19 protein-coding genes and 1 other annotated feature are annotated in these 19,884 nt (G+C 70.1%); of the genes, 8 read left to right on the forward strand and 11 right to left on the reverse strand.

Features of this window, described 5'->3' with window-relative positions; translation table 11 throughout:
• On the forward strand, positions 1-737 hold a 737-nt coding region (locus BWR60_RS15590), incomplete at its 5' end, for an alpha/beta hydrolase (RefSeq protein ID WP_144445629.1).
• Positions 738-857: 120 nt separating this feature from the next.
• Here BWR60_RS15590 and denD read toward each other — a convergent pair.
• On the reverse strand, positions 858-1,856 hold the full coding sequence (denD, locus tag BWR60_RS15595; RefSeq protein WP_088151943.1) for a D-erythronate dehydrogenase: 999 nt from the start codon (positions 1,854-1,856) through the stop codon (positions 858-860).
• Positions 1,857-1,994: 138 nt separating this feature from the next.
• Entirely contained in the window at positions 1,995-3,578 is a 1,584-nt protein-coding gene (locus tag BWR60_RS15600; RefSeq protein ID WP_088151944.1) for an amino acid permease, read from the reverse strand.
• Between the two features lie 281 nt (positions 3,579-3,859).
• On the opposite strand from BWR60_RS15600, the gene BWR60_RS15605 reads away from it, so the two are divergent.
• The 4 genes from BWR60_RS15605 (at position 3,860) to BWR60_RS15620 (ending at position 8,934) form a co-directional block, all read left to right on the forward strand.
• The gene (locus tag BWR60_RS15605; protein WP_088151945.1) at positions 3,860-5,266 is read left to right on the forward strand and encodes a glutamine synthetase family protein; all 1,407 of its coding nucleotides are present in this window, start codon (positions 3,860-3,862) and stop codon (positions 5,264-5,266) included.
• A 151-nt stretch (positions 5,267-5,417) separates the two neighbouring features.
• Entirely contained in the window at positions 5,418-6,194 is a 777-nt protein-coding gene (locus BWR60_RS15610) for an SDR family oxidoreductase (protein ID WP_088151946.1), read from the forward strand.
• A gap of 127 nt (positions 6,195-6,321) precedes the next feature.
• On the forward strand, positions 6,322-7,227 hold the full coding sequence (locus BWR60_RS15615) for a DMT family transporter (protein ID WP_088151947.1): 906 nt from the start codon (positions 6,322-6,324) through the stop codon (positions 7,225-7,227).
• A 98-nt stretch (positions 7,228-7,325) separates the two neighbouring features.
• Positions 7,326-7,381, forward strand: a sequence feature (sul1 is cis-regulatory element that is thought to sense ions involved in sulfur or methionine metabolism; They are found in Alphaproteobacteria).
• Positions 7,382-7,458: 77 nt separating this feature from the next.
• Positions 7,459-8,934, forward strand: coding sequence for a SulP family inorganic anion transporter (locus BWR60_RS15620; RefSeq protein ID WP_218823520.1), 1,476 nt, complete (start codon positions 7,459-7,461; stop codon positions 8,932-8,934).
• A gap of 219 nt (positions 8,935-9,153) precedes the next feature.
• Here the strand turns inward: BWR60_RS15620 and BWR60_RS15625 are convergent, their stop codons facing one another.
• The 4 genes from BWR60_RS15625 to BWR60_RS15640 form a co-directional block, all read right to left on the reverse strand.
• The gene (locus BWR60_RS15625; protein WP_218823515.1) at positions 9,154-9,636 is read right to left on the reverse strand and encodes a VOC family protein; all 483 of its coding nucleotides are present in this window, start codon (positions 9,634-9,636) and stop codon (positions 9,154-9,156) included.
• Between the two features lie 23 nt (positions 9,637-9,659).
• The gene (locus BWR60_RS15630) at positions 9,660-10,235 is read right to left on the reverse strand and encodes an NADPH-dependent FMN reductase (protein WP_088151949.1); all 576 of its coding nucleotides are present in this window, start codon (positions 10,233-10,235) and stop codon (positions 9,660-9,662) included.
• A gap of 62 nt (positions 10,236-10,297) precedes the next feature.
• Positions 10,298-11,191, reverse strand: a complete 894-nt coding sequence (locus tag BWR60_RS15635) for an alpha/beta fold hydrolase (RefSeq protein WP_088151950.1) — start codon at positions 11,189-11,191, stop codon at positions 10,298-10,300.
• A 3-nt stretch (positions 11,192-11,194) separates the two neighbouring features.
• Positions 11,195-11,767, reverse strand: coding sequence for a DUF2239 family protein (locus BWR60_RS15640; protein WP_218823516.1), 573 nt, complete (start codon positions 11,765-11,767; stop codon positions 11,195-11,197).
• Between the two features lie 107 nt (positions 11,768-11,874).
• On the opposite strand from BWR60_RS15640, the gene BWR60_RS15645 reads away from it, so the two are divergent.
• Positions 11,875-12,210, forward strand: coding sequence for a GIY-YIG nuclease family protein (locus tag BWR60_RS15645; RefSeq protein WP_088151952.1), 336 nt, complete (start codon positions 11,875-11,877; stop codon positions 12,208-12,210).
• 3 nt (positions 12,211-12,213) lie between these two features.
• Here BWR60_RS15645 and BWR60_RS15650 read toward each other — a convergent pair whose 3' ends face one another.
• Together BWR60_RS15650 and BWR60_RS15655 are read right to left on the reverse strand one after the other, a co-directional pair.
• Positions 12,214-14,658: a GcvT family protein gene (locus tag BWR60_RS15650; protein WP_088151953.1), complete on the reverse strand. Its 2,445-nt coding sequence runs from the start codon at positions 14,656-14,658 to the stop codon at positions 12,214-12,216.
• A 171-nt stretch (positions 14,659-14,829) separates the two neighbouring features.
• Positions 14,830-15,693 (reverse strand): choline kinase family protein, encoded by an 864-nt coding sequence (locus BWR60_RS15655; RefSeq protein WP_088151954.1) that lies wholly within the window; start codon positions 15,691-15,693, stop codon positions 14,830-14,832.
• Between the two features lie 231 nt (positions 15,694-15,924).
• Between BWR60_RS15655 and BWR60_RS15660 the strand changes: the two genes are divergently transcribed.
• On the forward strand, positions 15,925-16,695 hold the full coding sequence (locus tag BWR60_RS15660; protein WP_088151955.1) for a DeoR/GlpR family DNA-binding transcription regulator: 771 nt from the start codon (positions 15,925-15,927) through the stop codon (positions 16,693-16,695).
• 1 nt (position 16,696) lies between these two features.
• Here the strand turns inward: BWR60_RS15660 and BWR60_RS15665 are convergent, their stop codons facing one another.
• The 3 genes from BWR60_RS15665 to BWR60_RS15675 form a co-directional block, all read right to left on the reverse strand.
• Positions 16,697-17,482, reverse strand: coding sequence for a COG4705 family protein (locus tag BWR60_RS15665; RefSeq protein ID WP_088151956.1), 786 nt, complete (start codon positions 17,480-17,482; stop codon positions 16,697-16,699).
• A gap of 26 nt (positions 17,483-17,508) precedes the next feature.
• Complete coding sequence (locus tag BWR60_RS15670) at positions 17,509-17,760, reverse strand: hypothetical protein (protein ID WP_088151957.1); 252 nt, start codon at positions 17,758-17,760, stop codon at positions 17,509-17,511.
• A gap of 364 nt (positions 17,761-18,124) precedes the next feature.
• Positions 18,125-18,631, reverse strand: coding sequence for a GNAT family N-acetyltransferase (locus BWR60_RS15675; RefSeq protein ID WP_088151958.1), 507 nt, complete (start codon positions 18,629-18,631; stop codon positions 18,125-18,127).
• 135 nt (positions 18,632-18,766) lie between these two features.
• Here BWR60_RS15675 and BWR60_RS15680 point away from each other — a divergent pair, with 135 nt between their 5' ends.
• Positions 18,767-19,852, forward strand: a complete 1,086-nt coding sequence (locus BWR60_RS15680) for a nucleoside hydrolase (protein ID WP_088151959.1) — start codon at positions 18,767-18,769, stop codon at positions 19,850-19,852.
• Positions 19,853-19,884 lie beyond the last annotated feature (32 nt).

Raw genomic sequence — 19,884 nt, forward strand, 5'->3', positions numbered from 1 at the left:
CGGCCCGGGCCGCGACCCCGGCCGCAGCCGCCACCCCGGCCGCGCCGGTCGCCGCGTCCCGCGCCCGCAACGTCGTGCTGGTGCACGGTGCCTATGCCGACGGCTCCTGCTGGCAGGAGATCATCCCGCGGCTGCAGCAGGCCGGCCTCAACGCGGCGGCGGTGCAGAATCCGCTGCAATCGCTGGACGAGGACTGCGCCTTCACCCGGCGCATCCTCGACCTGCAGGACGGCCCGACCGTGCTGGTCGGCCACTCCTATGCCGGGATGGTGATCACCCAGACCGGCGTGCATCCGAAGGTCTCGGCGCTGGTGTACTGCTCGGCCCGCGCGCCGGACGCCGACGAGGACTACACCGCCCTGGCGAAGTCCTACCCGACGCCGCCGGCCAGCGCCGGGCTGGTGCATGGCGGCGGCATGGCCTGGCTGGGCGAGGAGGCGTTCCTGCATGATTTCGCCGGCGATGTCGACCCGGCCAAGGCCCGGGTGCTCTACGCCGTCCAGGGCCGCGTCTCCGACACGCTGTTCAACGCCAAGGTGACGCAGGCGGCGTGGCGGTCGAAGCCCGTCTTCTACCAGGTCTCGGCCCAGGACCGGACGATCAACCCGGACCTGCAGCGCTTCATGGCCAAGCGGATGGGCGCGAAGACGATCGAGCTGCCGTCGAGCCATCTCGGCATCGTCTCGCACCCGCAGGAGATCGCCGCCCTGATCCTCGAGGCCGCCGGGGTGGCGTGAGTACGCTCCCTTCACCTGTCATCCTCGGGCTTGACCCGAGGATCCAGGGGCTTTCGAGAGCCGTTCTCGGTGACTCCTGGATCGCCGGGTCAAGCAATGACAGCGGGGGATGGGCCGTGACTAGTGACGGGCCGGCAGGAAGTCCTCGATATAGTCCTCGACCACCCGGTCGATGCTCTCGTCGATCGGCAGGCCCAGGGCCTTGGCCCGGTCCCAGGAGGCATCGGTGGCCCAGCCGTCGACGATCGCCTGGATCACCGGGTCCGGCTTCGTCGTGATCGGCCCCAGCTTGATCTGGTACTTCTCGGCCACCCGCTTCACCGACGCCACCATGTCCTCGACCGTGTAGGCGCGGCTCGGCAGGTTGACGGCGCGGTCGTCGCCCAGGGCCGCGGCCGGGGCCTCGTGCAGGCCGATGAAGCTGGCGACGCAGCTGCGATAGCCCAGCATCGGCAGCTGCGCCCGGGTCACCGGCAGCACGCATTCGACGCCGTTCAGCGGCTCGCGGAACACGCCGGAGCAGAAGCTGGAGGCGGCGGAGTTGGCCTTGCCGGGCCGCACGAAGATGGTCGGCAGCCGGGCCGAGCGGCCGTCGAAGAAGCCCTTGCGGCTGTAGTCGTTGACCAGCAGCTCGCAGATCGTCTTGGTCACGCCGTAGGTGGTCTGGCTGGTCTGCTTGGTGGCGTCGGTCACCGTCTTCGGCATCACCGCGCCGCCGAACACGGCGATCGAGCTGGCGGCGACCAGGCGCTGCGCCCCGCCCTTGCGAGCCCTGACCGCCTCGAACACGTTCAGCCCGCCGTCGAGGTTGACCTTCAGCGCCAGGTCGAAATCCTTCTCGCCGCCGCCCGACAGGATCGAGGCGAGGTGGAACACCGAGATGTCGTCGCGGTCGACCAGGCCGAAGACGGTGGCGCGGTCGGAGATGTCGCCGGTGACGATCGACACCCGGTCGTCGAGGCCGTCCGGCCGCTCATCCGGCGCCGCCATGTCGAACAGGGTGATCGCGTCGATCGGCTCCTGCTGGCCGGAGATGCCGGTCAGCGTGCCGCGCTTCAGCAGCGCCCGGGCCAGGTTCAGCCCGACGAAACCGAGACCACCGGTGATGACGACCTTCATCCTGCGTTTCCCCTGAACCCGCCGCCGGTCACCGGCGGCTTCTATTGTACGACTTATATGGTTTAGATCGGCCCCGGCCCCACGGCAAGAAAAAGGGGCGCCCGGCCGGGCGCCCCTGTCGGATGAGGCCGCGGCGGGTCAGGCCTTGCCGACCTCCCCGACCGGCGCCGCGCCGGCCTCCTCGCCCACCGCCTGCTCGGCCGCGGCGATCTCGGCCTGGCGCCGGCGGATCGCCTCGCCGATCGGCGGCCCCTGGAAGCGCCGGTTCTCCAGCACGAACCAGAAGAAGCCCAGCACCACGACCATCGCCACGGTGATGATCAGCACCTTGTCGTTGGGCGGCTGGATGCCGATCCAGAACAGGATGACGGTGCCGATCACGGCCAGGGCGGCGACCGGCTTGAACGCCCCACCCAGGCTGAACGGGCCGAAGCTGGTCCAGGTCTTGCCATGGGCCAGGATGCCGGCCCCGATCGGCATGGCGTAGGAGATGTAGAGGAACACCGCGCAGGCCGTCGCCAGCGTGGCGAAGGCCGGCGTGTACAGCGTCACCAGCACCGACAGCACCGCGGTGGTCCAGATCGCGACCGCCGGGGTGCGGTATTTCGGGCTGACCGAGCGCAGCGCGTCCGAGAACGGCAGGCCGCCGTCGCGGGCGAAGGCGAAGGTCATGCGCGAGGTCGAGGTCAGGCCGGCCAGGGCGCAGAGATAGTTGGCCAGGACGATGCCGATGAACAGCAGCGTCTTCAGCCAGCCCGGCATCACTCCGTCCATCAGCCAGTAGAAGACATTGCCGCCCTGCGCCGCGCCGGCGGTCGGGTCCGGCATCGCCAGGACGAAGGAGCAGATCATCACATAGCCGAAGATGCCCGACCAGATCACCGACTGCAGCATGCCGCGCGGCACGTTGCGGGCGGCGTTCACCGTCTCCTCCGAGGTGTGGGCCGAGGCGTCGAAGCCGGTCACGGTGTAGACCGGCAACAGCAGGCCCAGCAGGAAGGCGACGAAGATGCTGCCGCGCGCCTCGGGGATCACCCCGCCGCCCGGGTCGCCGGTGTTGTTGACGAAGGTGAACAGCCGGCCGAGGTCGATCGGCCCGGCGGCGAAGGCGACCATGGCGATGGTCAGGATGATGGCGACGGCGAAGATCAGGTAGCCGCTGAAATCGGTCAGCAGCGTCGTCGCCCGGATGCCGAGATGGTTGAACAGCGCCTGGGTCAGGGTGATCAGCGAGATGCCGATGACCTGGTGGGTGATGGTCAGCGATGCCGGATCGATGCCGAAGAGCGGCCCGAGCCCGTTCACGAACAGCACATAGGTGCCGACATTGACCGAGGCGACCACGAACAGCAGGCCCAGCAGGTTGAACCACGCCGTGGCCCAGCCCCAGAACCGGCCGCCCAGGATCGACCCCCAATGGTACAGGCCGCCCGCGGTCGGATAGGCGGAGGCGATCTGGGCCATCGCCGCGGCGACGATCAGCGCGAACAGGCAGCCCACCGGCCAGCCGATGCCGATGCCGGCGCCGCCGACGCTGCTGAAGGCGAGCTGGAAGGAGGTGATGCCGCCCGCCAGGATGCAGATGATCGAGAAGGAGATGGCGAAGTTGGAGAAGCCGGACATCCGCCGCAGCAGCTCCTGGGCATAGCCCATGCTGTGCAGGACCTTCACATCGTCGGAGATGTCGTGCGGGCTTCCCGGACCGCGAGTGTCCTGGGACATCGATGCGCGCTCCCTGTTTGTCGTTGGGTTGCTTCTCGGATCGCTCCCTCACAAGAACGGGCAAGATCCCACACGGATCGGCCCGGATCCGGCAGAAACTGTCTCACCGAACCACAGCGCCGGCAAGAGTGTTGCTGGAATGGCGGCCCCGGAGCATGCGGCGTCGCAGCCCGTCTTGCCGCCGCTTCGCTCGGCATGCTCAGAATAGCGCTTCAACTCGACCCGCGCCGGCTTCCTCCGGACCAGGCGGCGGGCGACAGGAAACGGGAGACTTCGAGCGAATGGCGCAACCCTCATCCCGGGCCGCGGCCCCCCGCGCGGCCGCAGCCGCCCCCCGCTTCACCGCCGACGATGCGCGCAAGCTGGTGCAGGACGGGGGCTACAACCACGTCAAGGTGGCGCTGACCGATGTCGACGGCATCCTGCGCGGCAAGTACATCTCGCGCGACAAGTTCCTGTCGGCGCTGGAGAAGGGCTTCGGCTTCTGCGACGTGATCGTCGGCTGGGACAGCCATGACGCGCTCTACGACAACGCCCGCTACACCGGCTGGCACACCGCCTATCCGGACGCGCCGGTGCGCATCCTGCCGGAGACGATGCGCCGCCTGCCCTTCGAGAACGACCTGCCCTTCTTCCTGTGCGAGCTGGCCGACCAGGCCGAGGCGGTGTGCCCGCGCGCTTTGCTGCGCCGGATGCTGGACAAGGCCGCCGGCATGGGCTTCGGCCTGAAGGCGGCGTTCGAATACGAGTTCTTCCTGTTCGACGAGACGCCGCATTCGGTGCGCGAGAAGCACTACCGCAACCTGACCAACCTGACGCCCGGCTTCTTCGGCTATTCGACGCTGCGCAACACGGTGTGGTCGGACCTGTACCACGAGATCCTGTCCACCATGCAGGCGCTGGACTGCGAGATCGAGGGGCTGCACACCGAGACCGGCCCGGGCGTGCTGGAGGCGGCGATCGCGGTCGATGAGGGCCTGTCCGCCGCCGACAAGGCGACGCTGTTCCGCACCTTCACCAAGGTGATCGCCCAGCGCAACAACCTGATGGCCACCTTCATGTCGAAGTGGTCGAACGAGGTGCCGGGGCAGAGCGGCCACATCCACATGTCGCTGGTCGACGGCAAGGGCAAGCCGGTGTTCCACGACCCGAAGGACCCGCATGGGATGAGCGCCGTGATGCGCCATTTCGTGGCCGGCCAGCAGGCGCTGATGCCGGAGTTCCTGGCCATGATCGCGCAGACGGTGAACGCCTATTCCCGGCTGGTGCCCGGCTTCTGGGCGCCGACCTCGGCCACCTGGGGGGTGGAGAACCGGACCACGGCGCTGCGCGTGATCCAGGGCGGGCCGAAGAGCCAGCGGGCGGAGTTCCGCATCGCCGCCGCCGACGCCAACCCCTACATCGTCCTGGCCGCGGCGCTGGGCGCCGGGCTGTGGGGCATCGAGCGCCAGCTCGAGCTGGGTGAGCCGGTGAAGGGCAACGCCTACGCCAAGACCTTCCCGCGCAAGTCGGAGCTGCCGCGCACCCTGTGGGACGCGGCGCAGCGGCTGCGCGCCTCGAAGCCGGCGCGCGGCCTGTTCGGCGACGACTGGGTGGAACATTTCGCCGCGACCCGTGAATGGGAGGAGCGCGAATTCCGCAAGCACATCACCGATTGGGAGCTGGCACGGTACTTCGAGATCATCTGAGTCGCCGCGCCGGACTACGACTGTCACCCGTCATTGCGAGCGCAGCGAAGCAATCCAGGGCCGCTCACTCCGGCTCCTGGATTGCTTCGTCGGCTGCGCCTCCTCGCAATGACGGACCGGGGCCGGCGACGCTGTCGCAAAGGAGCGTTCCATGGATCTCGGCCTGACCGGAAAGACCGTGTTGGTGACCGGCGGATCGAAGGGCATCGGCCTGGCCTGCGCCCAGGCCTTCCAGGCGGAGGGCGCGCGCGTCGCCATCGTCTCGCGCGCCCAGGCCAATCTCGACCGCGCCGCGGCCGGGCTGCCGGGCGTCGTCGCCCTCGCCGCCGACCTGACCGACGCCGCGGCGGCGCAGGCGGCGGTCGAGGCGGCGGAGCGGGCGCTGGGCCCGATCGACGTGCTGGTCAACTCCGCCGGCGCCGCCCGCCGCACCCCGGTGGAGGAGCTGACGCCGGCCGCCTACCGGGCGGCGATGGATGCCAAGTTCTTCTCCTACATCAACGTCATCGACCCGGTGGTGAAGCGCATGGCCGCGCGCGGCACCGGCGTGGTGGTCAATGTCATCGGCAATGGCGGCAAGGTGCCGGCGACGGTCCATATCGCCGGCGGCGCCGCCAATGCCGCGCTGATGCTGGCCACCGCCGGCCTGGCCACCGCCTATGCCGGCAAGGGCGTCCGCATCGTCGGCCTCAACCCCGGCCTGACCGAGACCGAGCGCGTGGCCGAAGGGCTGCAGGCCGAGACCCGGCTGCACGGCATCACCCTGGAGGAGGCCCGGCAGCGGGCGGTGGCGCGCATCCCGCTCGGCCGCGGGGCGCAGCCGGAGGAGATCGCCGACGCCGTGCTGTTCCTGGCCTCGGCCAAGGCCAGCTACATCACCGGCGTCAACATCACCATGGACGGGCTGCAAAGCCCGGTCGTGGTGTGAGGTCCTTACCTCCTCGTCATGGCGAGCCCCGCAGGGGCGTGGCCATCCAGGGCGGCTCGCACCGGCCCCTGGATGGCCACGTCGCTTCGCTCCTCGCCATGACGGGACGGGGTTGCGGGTCCAAGCCATGGTGACGAACGCCGCATCCCGGGCGCCCGGCGTCTCGATCCAGGGGCTGGGCTTCCTGGTCGCCACCAGCCTGATGTGGGGCTTCAACTGGCCGCTGGTGAAGCATCTGGTCGGGGTGCTGCCGCCCTTCTCGGTGCGGGCGGCCAGCGGCCTGATCGGCACCGCCCTCGTGCTGGCCATCGCCCTGGCACGGCGCGAATCCCTGAGGCCGCCGCGCGGCCAGTGGGGCCGGCTGTGCCTGGCCGCCGCGCTGAACGTCACCGCCTGGATGGCGCTGACCACCCTGTCGCTGCTGTGGCTGCGGGCGTCGGAGACGACGATCCTGGCCTACACCCTGCCGATCTGGGCCGCCATCCTGGCCTGGCCGCTGCTGGGCGAGCGGCCGACGCTGCGCCGCGGCATCGGCCTGGTGCTCGGCCTGTCCGGCATCGTGCTGCTGGTGGCGCACAGCGGGCCGGGCGAGGACGATCTCGCCGCCAAGCTGCCCGGCGTCGCCTTCGCCCTGGCCGGGTCGATGCTGTTCGCGCTGGGCACGGTGCTGGCCAAGCGGGCGCCGGTGGCGATGCCGCCGACCGCGCTGGTGGCTTGGCAGACCGGCCTCCGCCTGCTGCCGCCGCTGCTGCTCTGGCAGCTGCTGGAGCAGCCGGATTTCGCGGCGCTGGGCGCGCTCGACTGGGCGGCGCTGGCCTATGGTGGCGCCCTCGCCTTCGGCCTGGCCTATGTCGCCTGGTTCGCCGCGCTGCGCCGGCTGCCGGCCTCGGTCGCCACCATCGGGTCGCTGCTGGCGCCGGTGATCGGCGTGCTGGCCTCGGTGGCGATGCTGGGCGACCCCTTCGGCCTGCGTGAGATCGGCGCCCTGGCCCTGACCCTCGGCGGCGTCGCCCTGGCCACCTTCGCCCGCTGAGGCCGGGTCAGGCGCCCCGGGCCGGATAGCCCGGCAGCGTCGCGTCAGCTCCCGCCAGGTTGCAACGCGGCCCCCGCCCCGTTATGTAAGGCCATTCGACTGGACCCGGTGAAATCCCGGGTGGCTCTTCCGGCCGCCGATCCGCCGGACAACGCAAATGACCACACCGACCGTCCGCCAACCGGGTGGACGGTCCTGCACGTCTATTGCGGGTACTCCCCTTCCATGAACATGAATTCCACCTTCCGCCGCGACTGGCTGTCCAACATCCGCGGCGACGTCCTGTCCGGCATCGTCGTGGCCCTGGCGCTGATCCCGGAGGCCATCGGCTTCTCGGTGATCGCCGGGGTCGATCCCAAGATCGGGCTCTTCGCCTCGGTCGTCATCGCCATCGTCATCGCCTTCACCGGCGGCCGGCCGGCGATGATCTCCGCCGCCACGGCCGCCACCGCCGTGGTGATGACCGAGCTGGTGCGCGACCACGGCGTCCAGTACCTGTTCGCCGCCACCATCCTGATGGGCGTGTTCCAGATCATCGCCGGCTTCCTCAAGCTCGGGCGGCTGATGCGCTTCGTCTCCCAGTCGGTGATGACCGGCTTCGTCAACGCGCTGGCCATCCTGATCTTCCTGGCGCAGCTGCCGGAGCTGGTGGGTGTGCCGCCAGCGACCTACGGGCTGATCGCGCTGGGCCTGGCCATCATCTACCTGTTCCCGCGGGTCACCCGCGCCGTGCCGTCGCCGCTGGTGGCGATCGCGGTGCTGACTGCGGTCTCGGTGGTGTTCAAACTCGACGTCCGCACGGTGGCGCATCTCGGCGAGCTGCCGTCCGCCCTGCCCGCCTTCGCCCTGCCCTCGGTGCCGTTCACGCTCGAGACGCTGCGCATCCTGGCGCCGGTCGCCTTGACCCTGGCGGCGGTCGGCCTGCTGGAATCGCTGCTGACCGCGCAGATCGTCGACGACCTGACCGACACGACCAGCGACAAGAACCGGGAATGCGCCGGCCAGGGCATCGCCAACATCGCCTCGGCGCTGTTCGGCGGCATGGGCGGCTGCGCCATGATCGGCCAGTCGGGGATCAACGTCTCCTCCGGCGGCCGGGGCCGGCTGTCCACGCTGGTCGCGGGCGTCTTCCTGCTGGTGCTGCTGGTCGCGCTGCAGGACCTGCTGGCCGTCGTCCCGGTGGCGGCGCTGACCGCGGTGATGATCATGGTGTCGATCAACACCTTCTCCTGGCGCTCGCTGGCCCGGCTGCGCAGCAACCCGGTGCCGTCCTCGGTGGTGATGCTGGCGACCGTGGTCACGGTCGTCGCCACCTCGGATCTCGCGATCGGCGTTCTGGTCGGGGTGCTGTTGTCCGGCGTGTTCTTCGCCGGCAAGGTGTCGCGGCTCAGCCGCGTCACCTCGACGCTGTCGCCGGACGGGGCGGTGCGGACCTACCGCGTCGAGGGCCAGGTGTTCTTCGCCTCCGCCGGCACCTTCGCCGAGTCGATCGACGTGACCGAGCCGGTTGTGCGGATCGTCATCGATGTCGGCGCCGCCCATTTCTGGGACATCTCGGCCGTCGGCGCGCTCGACCGCGTGGTGCTGAAGGCCCGCCGCCACGGCCGCGCGGTCGAGGTCGTGGGTCTGAACGCCGCCAGCGCCACCATGGTCGAGCGCTTCGCCGTGCACGACAAGGAAGAGGCCGCCGTGACGCCGTCGCACTGATGCAGGAAGTCCTGCCGCGGCCGACGATTCCGAAGCCGCGGGAGGCGGCGCTGCGGGGCCTGCACAAAAATCTCGGAAGAGGATGCGCCCCGGCGGCGTCTCTCTGTTGGGGGGTGCGAAAGCTCCCTACCACCACTGGACCCCTCAGCCCCGCCTCCCCTCCGGCGGGGTTCTTTTTTTGCGGGGCCGGATCCGGAGCGACCGGCCGGGGCGGCGATCCTACAGGACCGTCTCCGGCTCGGCGCCGAGCGCCTGCCAGCGGCTGAGCGGGACGATGCCCAGCTCCGGGCGCGCCGGGCCGGGCAGGTTGGCGATGAACTCCAGCGAATGGCCGTCCGGGTCGTCGAAGAAGACGCTGGCCGCCGGCATCCAGGAGAACACGATCGGCTCCTCCCCCGACAGGCCGTGCGCCGGCTTCGGCCCGATCCCCGCCTGGCGGAGCGCCCCGATCGAGCGGCTGACATCCGCGAGCGCGACCTTGAACGAGATGTGCAGACGCAGCTGCAGCGGGCTCGAATGGTAGGACCAGAGCCCGAGCATGCTGTGCTCCCGCGCGCCGACCCAGAAGAAGGCGACATGGCGCTGCGGGATCCGGTGCGCCAGCTCGAGCCCCAGCACGTCGCGGTAGAAGGCGATGGAGCGGTCGAGGTCGCTGACGGTCAGATGGGTCTCATACAGGGACTGGATCGGGACGATTCCCAATTTCGGCTTCCTTCCGGTTTCGGTCACGCCAGCGCCTCGGCATAGGGCGCGACGGTGCGGGCCTGGCGCAGCGTCGTGCCCCACCAGCGCAGCGCCTTCAGCATCACCGCCATGGCGGCGGCGGTTTCGTTCGGTTCGACCAGCCGGCCGTCGGCATCGAAGCGGCGCGAGGCCCAGGACAGGCTGACCGTGTCGCGCAGCGTCACCGCGTGCAGCTCGGCGAAGACCAGACGCAGCTGCTCCACCGCCCGCAGGCCGCCGGAGATGCCGCCATAGCAGACGAAGGCCACCGGCTTGGCCTGCCATTCGGCATAGGCGCAGTCGATCATGAATTTCAGCACCGCCGGATAGGCATGGTTGTATTCCGGCGTCACCACGACGAAGGCATCGGCCCGGTCGATGCGCTCGCGGAAGGCGGTCACGCTCTCCCCGTCCCGCCGGGCGGTCCAGTCCGGCAGGCCGAGGCCGCGCGGGTCGATGGTATCGAGCGTGAAGCCGCCGGCCCGCTCGATCTCGCCGGCCGCCCAGCCGGCAACGGTGTCGCAGAACCGGCCGTCCCGGACGCTGCCGTAGATCAGGCCGATGCGCAGAGAATCCATATGCGTGCCCCTCGATTCCGCATGAGTCGGGGGCACGCTACAAGTTCAAGTTGGCTTCAAGTCTAGAGGATCTTGGTCCGCCGGATGTTGCGCAGGATCGCGTCGGCCACCGGGCTGTGCAGCGCCGGCGGCAGGTCGTGGCCCATGCCCTCGACGATCATCAGCTCGGCATCCGCTATGCCGGCGGCGATGTCCCGGCCGGCGGCGGCCGGCACCAGCGGATCGTCGGCGCCGTGCACCACCAGGGTCGGGGCGGTGATCGCCGCCAGCCGCGGCCGCAGATCGCCGGTGACGGCGATGGCGGCGATCTGCCGGGCGAAGCCGGCCGGGTCGCGGCTCCGCCGGGCCTCGGCCAGAGCCTGGGCGCGATGCGTCGTCTCGTCGAACGGAAAGCCGGGGCCGGCGATCAGCCGGGCGAAGGCCACGCTGTGGGCCAGGAAGCCCGCCTCGTCCACGGCCGGGTCCGGCGCCGGCCGGGCCATGGCCGCCATCACCTGCGGCGCCGCCCGCGGCAGGGCAGGGTTGCCGGTGCTGGACATGATCGCCGCCAGCGACAGCACCCGCCGCGGATGGCCGGCGGCGACCAGCTGCACGATCATCCCGCCCATCGACCGGCCGGCGAGATGCGCCCGCTCGATCCCCAGCGCGTCGAGCAGCCCGATCGTGTCCGCGGCCATGTCGTCCAGCGTGTAGGGCACGGCCGGCCGTTCTCCGCGCGCGACGGCGGCGGCCAAGGCGGCGAAATCGGGCACGGGAGCGCCGTGCAGATGCGTCGACAGCCCGACATCGCGGTTGTCGAAGCGGATCACGCGGAAGCCCTGCGCCGCCAGGATCTCGCGGAACGGCTCGGCCCAGCGGGTCATCGGCACGCCGAGGCCGGAGATCAGCAGGATCGCCGGCCCCTCCCCGACGCTGTCATATTCGAGGGTGAGGCCGTTGGCCCGGAGCTGCGGCATGGCTCAATCCTCGAGGTCGGTGGCGGCGAAGGCCAGCCGGGTGACGTAGGCGCGCAGATCGGCCGGCCAGGCCGCGGTCTCCTGCTCGAAACGGGCGCGGTCGCCGGCGAACAGCGCGCGAGACGCCTCCTCGAAGCCGGGCAGGTCGCCGGCCATCGCCGACATCACGCGATAGCCGGCCTCCCGCGCCGCGCGCCGCCGCTGCGCCGCGCCGCCGGCGCGCCGGGCCTCGTCGACCAGCCGGCGCAGCGCCACCGACGCCCCGCCCGGCTGCGCCGCCAGCCACTCCCAGTGCCGCGGCAGCAGCGTGACCTCGCGCCCGACCACGCCGAGCTTCGGCCGTCCCCGCCCCCGCGGCTCGGCCGGCTCGCCGCTCTCCGCCGGCGCCAGCCGGGCGACGATCTCGGCGTCGCTGCCGCGCAGGTCGAGATCCACCACCCTGCCGGTTGCGTCGTCGAAGACGAGGACGGGGCCTGACGCGGCCTTCACCGCCAGCGCGAGCTCGATCAGCGGGCCGGCGCGCAGCAGCGACTGGCCTTCGAAGGCAGTGCAGGGCGTGGCGGCGGTCGCGGTCACGGCAATCATCCCCAGGCGAGTGGCGGCCGATTTATACCCGGGCAAAATCTCTTGCGTCAATATCACCCGGGTAATAATTTATCGCCGCCACGGAACGGGATCGAGCGATGAAGGGTGACGACAGGAAGACGGCCATCGCCGCCTACAAGGAGTTGAAGGTGTCCGCCGGGATCTACGCGGTGCGTTGCGCCGCCACGGGCGAGGCCTGGGTCGGGCGCAGCCCCAACCTGGCCACGGCGCAGAACCGCGTCTGGTTCATGCTGCGCACCGGCAGCCACACCCATCCGGGCCTGCTGCGGGCCTGGCGCGTCCATGGCGAGGCCGCCTTCAGCTTCGCGGCGGTCGAGACCCTGTCGGAGGAGGACACCACCCATTTCCGCGACAAGCGCCTGAAGCAGCGGCTGGAGCACTGGCAGGCGGCGCTGAGAGCCGAGGCGATATAGCCCCTACCCCTTCACCCGCTCCATCCGCGGGTCGTAGAGCGGGTCGAGATGCACGCGGCACGGCACCCGCTCGGTCGCGACCTCCAGCTCATAGGTGCCGGCCAGCAGCGCGTCGCGGTCCAGCCCGGCCGGGTCGCGGACATAGCCGAGGCCGATCGGCTTGCCCACCGTGTGGCCGAAGCCGCCGCTGGAGAGCCAGCCGGCCGGCATGCCGTCGCGCAGGATGGTCTCGCGCCCCAGCAGCACCACCGCCGGATCGTCGACGGTGAAGGTGGCCAGGATCTTCCGGAGCGCCTGGCCGCGCTGCGCCTCCAGCGCCTCCCGCCCCTGGAACGGCATGGGGGATTTCAGCTTCACCGCCCAGCCGAGCCCGGCCTCCAGCGGCGTGTGGTCGGGCCCGATGTCGCTGCCCCAGGCGCGGTAGCCCTTCTCCAGCCGCAGCGTTTCGATCGCGCGGTAGCCGGCATTGGCGATGCCATGCGCCGCCCCCGCCGCCATCACCGCCTCATACACCCCGACGGCGAATTCGGTCGGGATGTGCAGCTCCCACCCCAACTCGCCGACATAGGTGATGCGCAGCGCCAGCACCGGCGCGCCGGCCACGGCGATCTGCCGGACCCGGCCAAAGGGGAAGCCGGTGTTGGAAACGTCGTCGCGGGTCAGCGCCTGCAGCACTGCGCGGGATTTCGGCCCCATCAGGCTGAGCACCGACCAGGCCGAGGTGACGTCGACCAGATGCGCGTCGGCCCCCGCCGGGATGCTGCGCGCGATCCAGTCGAAATCATGGGTGGCGAAGCCGGTGCCGGTGGTGATGTGGAAGCGGTCCGCCGCCAGCCGGGCGACGGTCAGGTCGCATTCGATGCCGCCCCTGGCGTTCAGCATCTGGGTGTAGGTCAGCGTGCCCGGCGGCCGCGCCACGTCGTTGGCGCAGATCCAGGACAAGGCCGCCTCCGCATCCCTTCCGACCAGCTGGAACTTGGCGAAGGAGGACTGATCGAAGACGGTCACCGCCTCGCGCGTCGCCCGGTGCTCGCGCGCCACCGCGTCGAACCAGCTCGGCCGGCCGAAGCTCGGGATCTCCTCCACCGCCTCGCCCGGCGCCGCGAACCAGTTCGGCCGCTCCCAGCCCAGCTTCTCGCCGAAGCAGACACCCTGGGCCTTGAGGCGGTCATAGAGCGGCGACCGGCGCAGCGGCCGGGCGCTGGCATGCTCCTCATTCGGCCAGGCGATGGTGTAGTGCTTGCCGTACAGCTCCAGCGTCCGCCTGCGCACCCAGTCGACATCGGCCTGGGCCCGGCCGAAGCGGCGGATGTCGACCGGCCACAGATCGTAGGGCGGCTCGCCGCCGGCGATCCATTCCGCCAGCGCCTTGCCGGCGCCGCCGCCCGAGGCGATGCCGAAGGCGTTGAAGCCGGCGCCGACATAGAAGCCGCGCAGCTCCGGCGCCTCACCGAGGATGAAGTTGCCGTCCGGGGTGAAGCTCTCCGGCCCGGCGATCAGCTCCTTCACCCCCGCCGTCTCCAGCGCCGGCACCCGGCCCAGCGCCAGCTCCATGATCGGCTGGAAATGGTCCCAGTCCGGCTGCAAGAGCTGGAAGTTGAAGCCCTCCGGGATGCCGTCGACCGCCCAGGCGATCGGGTTGGGCTCGTAGCCGCCCATCACCAGCCCGCCGACCTCCTCCTTCCAGTAGGTCAGCCGGTCGGGGTCGCGCAGCGTCGGCAAGGTGCGGGTCACGCCCTCGATCGGCTCGGTCACCATGTACTGGTGCTCGACCGAGACCAGCGGCACGTTGACCCCGACCATCCCGCCGAGTTCGCGCGCCCATTGCCCGGCGCAGTTCACCACCGCCTCGCAGGCGATGCGCCCGCGGCTGGTGAGGACGGCTGTCACCCGCCCGTCCTTCGTCTCGATGCCGGTGACCTCGGTGTCCTCCCAGACCGCGGCGCCGGCCATGCGCGCGCCCTTGGCCAGGGACTGGGTGATGTCGGACGGGTTGGCCTGGCCGTCGGTCGGCAGGAAGGCGGCGCCGACCAGGTCGTCGACCCGCATCAGCGGCCACAGGCCCTGCGCCTCCTGCGGCGACAGCAGATGCATCTCCAGCCCGAAGCTGCGGGCGGTGGTGGCCTGGCGCTTCAGCTCGGTCCAGCGCGCCTCGGTGCAGGCCAGGCGCAGGCCGCCATTCATCTTCCAGCCGGTGGCCAGGCCGGTCTCGCGCTCCAGCTCGGTGTACAGCCGCACCGAATGGCCCAGCAGCTGGGTGATGTTGGCGCTGGAGCGCAGCTGCCCGACCAGCCCGGCGGCGTGGAAGGTGGAGCCGGAGGTCAGCTTGTGCCGCTCGACCACCACCGTGTCGGCCCAGCCCAGCCGGGCCAGGTGATAGGCGGTCGAGACCCCGACGATGCCGCCGCCGATGACCACGGCGCGGGCCTGGGTGGGAAAGGCGGTCATCTGGATTGGCCCTCTGTCTCAGATCTCATGCCCCGCCACGTCATGGCGAGGAGCGCAGCGACGTGGCCATCCAGGGGCCGGTGCGAGCTGCCCCTGGATGGCCACGCCCCTTCAGGGCTCGCCATGACGATTCCGGGGGTGGGTGCGGGATGTTCCTCTCGACATTCGGCATCACATCCTCCGGAACTCGTCCCAGGCGCCCTCGAAGCGCCGCAGATTCTCGTCGGTATAGGCGGCGTAGTCGAAGTCCAGCGTCGAATGGATCTCCGACACCATGCTCCACATCGCCTCGCGCAGCAGCGACGCCGCCTTCATCGCGGCGTAGCGCCGGCGCAGATCCGGCGAAGGCGGGGTGCCGAAATAGGCGTTCAGCATCGCCGCCTCCTCCGCCGCCGAGAAGCCGTTGTTCGAGGCCAGGCCGCCGAGATCGAAGAGCGGGCTGTTGAAGCCGGCATAATCCCAGTCGACCAGCCACAGCCGCTGCCCGTCATCAATGAAGTTCGCGGCCAGCAGGTCGTTGTGGCCCAGCACCAGCTCGACCGGCCCCACCGCCGCCTCCAGCTGCGCCGCGCGGCCGAGCAGCCCGGCCAGCTCCGCCGCCGGCCGCCGCCCCGCCAGGGCGTGGGCGTAGTCGCGCAGCACATGGAACACCCAGAAGGCCAGCACCGGGCCGCGCAAATGGGCCGGCATCTCGTAATGCACGCGCCGCACCAGCTCCAGCACCCGCGGCGCCTCCCGCCGCACCCGCTCCGGCGTCAGAGTCTCGCCTTCGACGAAGCGGGTCACCAGGATACCCGGCTCGGCATGCTCGACCGCGGGGGAGATGCCGGCGGATGCGGCGGCGCGGCTGGCCGCCAGCTCGTTGAAGCGCAGGATGTGGTGATGCGGGATGTCGGCGCCCAGCCGCACGACATGAACCCCGGCGGCATCCTCGACCCGGTAGTTGCGGTTGGTCAGCCCGCCGGCCAGGGGGGCGACGGCGATGCGCCCGCTCCAGCAGCCCAGCCCGGCGATGATGTCCGACGCCTCCGGCATTCCCCGCCTCCCTGATCGACGGATAAGCCGCGGGGCCTCGTCCCGTCAATCTCGAAGCATCATGAATCCACGCGATACCAATCAAGTTCGTGGTTTCATGTGGAAATTGATGACTTCCGCGTGACAATCGGCCGCGAAATCGCGGCCGATTACGATCGAAGCTGGACAGGGCGCGCCATGCCGCCGATAGGATAAGGCAATTCTCCGGGGTGAGGGAACGCCGCAGGGCCGATGTTGTCCAACCGTTGGCAGGGCGAGATCCTGCAGGCCGTGCGCGAGTCCGGCAGCTGCAGCATCGCCGAGCTGGCGCGCCGCTTCGAGGTCTCGACCGAGACGATCCGGCGCAGCGTCAAGCCGCTGATCGAGACCGGCGCCGTGCTCCGCTTCCATGGCGGCGTGATGCTGCCGGACGGGCTGGAGGAGCCGCCGTTCCAGCGCCGGATGCAGCGCAACCGCGAGGCCAAGCAGGCGGTGGCGGCGCTGGTCGCCGCCCGCATCGCCGACGGCGACCCGCTGATCCTCGACAACGGCACCACCTCGGCCTATGTCGCCCAGGCGCTGGCGCATCATTCCCGGCTGGTGGTGGTGACCAACTCGGCCGAGATCGCCTGCCGCCTGGCGCCGCGCAACGACAACCGCGTCTTCCTGTGCGGCGGCGAGGTCAATGGCGACGACGTGGCGGCTTTCGGCCCCTCGGCCATCGCCTTCCTGCGCCAGTTCCAGGTGCGCTGCGCCGTGCTGTCGGTCGGCGGCATCAGCAGCCGGGGCGAGTTGGTGGATTTCCACCTGTTCGAGGCCGAGTTCTCGCATGCGGCGATGGCCCAGGCGGCGGAGACCTGGGTGATCGCCGACCACAGCAAGTTCGGCCGCGAGGCGCCGGTGAAGGTGTGCAGCCTGGCCGATGTCGACCTGGTCGCCACCGACCGACCGCCCCCACCCGATGTCGCCCGCCGCTGCGATGCCGCCGGGGTGCGGATCCTGGTGCCGCAGGAGCAGGCGTAGATCACGCCCGCCCTTCGCTCGGGATCCCCCTGCCCCGCTCCTGCACCGCGGTCATATAGACGACGATGGCGGCGATGCAGCCCAGGAAGATCAGGCTGGTAACCACCGTGCCGAAGCCGAGGCCGCCATATTCCGCCGGCTGGGCCAGCAGGTCACCGAAGGAGGCGCCCAGCGGACGGGTGAAGATATAGGCCAGCCAGAAGGCCAGGATGCCGTTCAGCTCGAACACGTAGTAGGCGAAGCCGATGGCGGCGATGACCAGCCCGAACAGGATGCCGGTGGCCAGATAGCCGACATCGAACACCTCCGACACCAGGTCGCCGGCCGAGGTGCCGAGCGCGAAGGTGAACAGGATCGCCAGCCAGTAGAACACCTCGCGCCGGGTGGTGACGATGCTGTGGATCGACAGCGTCCGCTCGCTGGCGAACCAGGCGGCGAAGGTCACCGCCAGGATGAGGCTGAAGGCGATGGTCGTCGTCTCCAGCGCCACGCCGAGATTGTCGACCAGGTTGTCGCTGACCAGCGTGCCGACGACGCTGATCAGCACCACCGCCAGCCAGTAGGCCCAGGGCACGTAGCGCTTCTGCGCGAATTGCAGGGCCAGGGCGACCGCCAGCACCGCCGCCATGATCGCGGAGGTGGCGGTCAGGCCGAAACCGAGATTGACGGCGAGATAGTCCGCCGCGGTCTCGCCCATCGTCACCGCCATCAACTTGATCAGCCAGAAATCGACCGTGACGCGGGGCACCCGGTTGAGGCCGGGCGCCCGGTTCGCCGGGATGGGCATGGTCTGCGCTCCTGCCGGTGGGGACGTCACTTGCCGAGGATCTTCAGCGCCTGGGCGAAGAAATCGTCGGCACGCTTGTCGTCATCGGCGTTGCAGCGTTCGATGCCCTTGGCCTCGAGGTCGGCGACGGTCGCCTTGTCGGCGTCGCTCGGCGTCGCCGCCGCCTCCGCCGCGCGCAGTTGCTTCAGCATGTCCTCGCAGGGAACCGTGGCGGCACGGGCCGGCACGGCGGCGAAGGCGACGGCACAGAGCAGGGTGGCGGTGAGATGGGTCTTCATCCGATCGACTCCGGTGGATCGCCGGGAGTCTTGCGACGACGTCCGCTCCCGACGCCCCCACTTCGCGGCAGCGCCGGTTATCCGATCCTGTCCGGGACTGTACGATTCGGTAATGAAGCCGGCCGGAAGGGCGCGCTTCCGCCGGGCCTGTCCCCAAAAGAAAACAGGCCGCATCGCTGCGGCCCGAGTTTAGGGAGGAAACGCCCAAGAAGTGCGTTACGACAGCAGCTCATCACTGCATATCGCACTGCAACATTGGCAGCTTCCGAAGGGCCGTGCAAGGGAAATCAGATTAAAAATTGGTCACGCTGGATTCTGCCCAAAATTTGCCCTCTTCCGGCATAGATGCCGGCCGAATGGGCGCTCAGAGCCTCCGGATCAGCCACAGCACCAGGTCGTCGTCGACCGGCACCGAGTCGCCGGGCACCACCGGCTGCTCCCGCCAGGTGATGCCGCGGCCGTCGGGACGGTAGCCCAGCCCGGCATAGAGCCGCTGGGCCGGGCCGCAATCGGCATAGAGGCCGACGCCGAGGCCGATATGGGCGCGCCCGGCCGCCCGCGCCAGATCCTCGAAGGCGCGGATCAGTGCCGTACCGATACCTCTGCCCCGCGCCGGCGCGGCCACCACCAGGTTGTTGATCTCCGGCACCGAAGCAGCCCGGAACGGCGCGTAATCCGAGTCCCAGGCCAGGGTGCCGTAGCCGACCGGACGGCCGCCGTCCCATGCCAGGCGTACGGCGCGCCGGCCGGCGGACTGATCGGCGAGGTAGACGTCCCACAGCGCCACGGCGGCGTTCCAGGCCGCGCCGCCTTCAACCGCGGCGATCCGGGCATGATCCTCCGGGCGCAGTTCGCGCAGCTCGATCGCCATGGCGGCTTCCTCCAAATGACGGCGTGCACCCTACACACCGGTCGCGCCGCCGTCGCCCGGCATGCGATCGTAGGATGACGGACCGCCGGCGACTCGGAACGAAGGACGCGGGTCCGCGCAGGAGGAGGCACAGCAATGCAGCGATGGATCGCCGCCGCCGTGACGGCAGGGGTGCTGGCCGCGACGCCGGCCATGGCCGCCGAGAAGGTCATCATCGACACGGATTTCAGCACCGCGGGGGATGACGGCCAGGTCCTGATCATGGCCGCGCAACTGGACCGCCAGGGCGTGATCGACCTCAAGGGCGTCACCGTGGTGACCGGCAACAACTGGCTGAAGCAGGAGGTGGCGGACGCGCTGCGGGCGGTCGAGCGCCTGGGCATCGCCGACAAGGTTGGAATCTATGCCGGCGCCAGCCTGCCGCTGGTGCACGACCCCAGGAGCTTCGAGAGCGAGCGCACCCTGTTCGGCTTCGGCGAGAGCTACAAGACCGCATTCCACCGGCCGCAGCCGGCCGATGCCGATCTCGTCGCCCCGCCGGACGGCTTCGCCAAGACCACGAAGCCGCGCGACGCGCACGCGGTCGACTTCATCGTCGACACAGTGAAGGCCAACCCGCACGAGGTGTCGTTGCTGGTGATCGGCCCGGCGACCAACATCGCGCTGGCGGTGCGCAAGAACCCGGAGATCGTGCCGCTGATCAAGAAGATCGTCTACATGGCCGGCGCCTTCGACGTCCGCGGCAACACCACCCCGGCCGCCGAGATGAATGTCTGGATCGACCCCGAGGCCGCGCGCATCGTCATGCGCGAGCCGATCGACCAGGCGATCATCCCGCTCGACGTCACCGACATCACCCAGCTCGGCAAGGCGGATTTCGACCGCATCATGGCCGCCGGCGGCCCGATCCCGGCGCTGTTCAAGGACAGCTGGATGGCCAAGGCCTTCGCCAAGGACGCGAAGGCGACCGTCAACGTCTTCGACACCCTCGCCCTCGCCTATCTGCTCGATCCGGGCTACGCGACCAAGGTCGAGGACCTGTTCGTCGATGTCGACATCGCCTTCGGCCCCGGCTATGGCCGCACCTACGGCTATTGGCAGGAGCAGCCGACCAGGCTGCTGCAGAAGATCAAGGTGGTGAAGCAGTTCGACAACCGCCGCTTCTTCGACCTGTATGTCGACCTGATGACCCGGCCGGTGCCGATCAAGCCGGCGACCTGACCAGCCCGAGCACGATCGAGGCGTCCAGCCGG

This window comes from Inquilinus limosus (assembly GCF_002195995.1).
Taxonomy (GTDB): domain Bacteria; phylum Pseudomonadota; class Alphaproteobacteria; order DSM-16000; family Inquilinaceae; genus Inquilinus; species Inquilinus limosus_C.

Coding starts and splice junctions, on each gene's coding strand:
- denD (WP_088151943.1), bottom strand. CDS start 1,856: ATGAAGGTCGTCATCACCGGTGGTCTCGGTTTCGTCGGGCTGAACCTG.
- BWR60_RS15600 (WP_088151944.1), bottom strand. CDS start 3,578: ATGTCCCAGGACACTCGCGGTCCGGGAAGCCCGCACGACATCTCCGAC.
- BWR60_RS15605 (WP_088151945.1), top strand. CDS start 3,860: ATGGCGCAACCCTCATCCCGGGCCGCGGCCCCCCGCGCGGCCGCAGCC.
- BWR60_RS15610 (WP_088151946.1), top strand. CDS start 5,418: ATGGATCTCGGCCTGACCGGAAAGACCGTGTTGGTGACCGGCGGATCG.
- BWR60_RS15615 (WP_088151947.1), top strand. CDS start 6,322: ATGGTGACGAACGCCGCATCCCGGGCGCCCGGCGTCTCGATCCAGGGG.
- BWR60_RS15620 (WP_218823520.1), top strand. CDS start 7,459: ATGAATTCCACCTTCCGCCGCGACTGGCTGTCCAACATCCGCGGCGAC.
- BWR60_RS15630 (WP_088151949.1), bottom strand. CDS start 10,235: ATGGATTCTCTGCGCATCGGCCTGATCTACGGCAGCGTCCGGGACGGC.
- BWR60_RS15635 (WP_088151950.1), bottom strand. CDS start 11,191: ATGCCGCAGCTCCGGGCCAACGGCCTCACCCTCGAATATGACAGCGTC.
- BWR60_RS15645 (WP_088151952.1), top strand. CDS start 11,875: ATGAAGGGTGACGACAGGAAGACGGCCATCGCCGCCTACAAGGAGTTG.
- BWR60_RS15650 (WP_088151953.1), bottom strand. CDS start 14,658: ATGACCGCCTTTCCCACCCAGGCCCGCGCCGTGGTCATCGGCGGCGGC.
- BWR60_RS15655 (WP_088151954.1), bottom strand. CDS start 15,693: ATGCCGGAGGCGTCGGACATCATCGCCGGGCTGGGCTGCTGGAGCGGG.
- BWR60_RS15660 (WP_088151955.1), top strand. CDS start 15,925: ATGTTGTCCAACCGTTGGCAGGGCGAGATCCTGCAGGCCGTGCGCGAG.
- BWR60_RS15665 (WP_088151956.1), bottom strand. CDS start 17,482: ATGCCCATCCCGGCGAACCGGGCGCCCGGCCTCAACCGGGTGCCCCGC.
- BWR60_RS15670 (WP_088151957.1), bottom strand. CDS start 17,760: ATGAAGACCCATCTCACCGCCACCCTGCTCTGTGCCGTCGCCTTCGCC.
- BWR60_RS15675 (WP_088151958.1), bottom strand. CDS start 18,631: ATGGCGATCGAGCTGCGCGAACTGCGCCCGGAGGATCATGCCCGGATC.
- BWR60_RS15680 (WP_088151959.1), top strand. CDS start 18,767: ATGCAGCGATGGATCGCCGCCGCCGTGACGGCAGGGGTGCTGGCCGCG.